Origin of the sequence: Psychrobacter sp. TB20-MNA-CIBAN-0197 (assembly GCF_040309765.1) — a bacterium.
Classification (GTDB): domain Bacteria; phylum Pseudomonadota; class Gammaproteobacteria; order Pseudomonadales; family Moraxellaceae; genus Psychrobacter; species Psychrobacter submarinus.
In genome coordinates, this window is record NZ_JBEOPC010000500.1 from 1 (window position 1) to 276 (window position 276).

Annotated in this window: 1 protein-coding gene; it reads right to left on the bottom strand. The window is 63.0% G+C overall.

Annotation, left to right across the window (positions count from 1 at the left end; all coding sequences use genetic code 11):
- Positions 1 to 276: hypothetical protein (locus AAEY83_RS14680; RefSeq protein WP_351060023.1), on the bottom strand; the 276-nt coding region annotated here is incomplete at both ends.

Consider the following 276-nt stretch of genomic DNA (forward strand, 5'->3'; position numbering starts at 1 on the left):
GTGCAACGCCAGTTCGGCCCGCTTGGCCGCGTCGGCGCTGCGGTACCAGTCCGGGGCGCTGTTGCGCAGGTGCCGTTCGAACAGGGTTTGTGCCTGAAGGGCCAGACGCGGAGTGAGATCCGGCAACGCAGCGCCGATGGCGCGCTCCAGCTCGGCGATCAAGCGAGCGGGATCCTGCTGCGGGTTAGCGGCGAAACTCAGTGCATATTCGATATCCAGGGTGCGTTTTTCGATCAAGGCATCGTAGATGTGTTCGAACAGCGGTTGGCTGTCGAT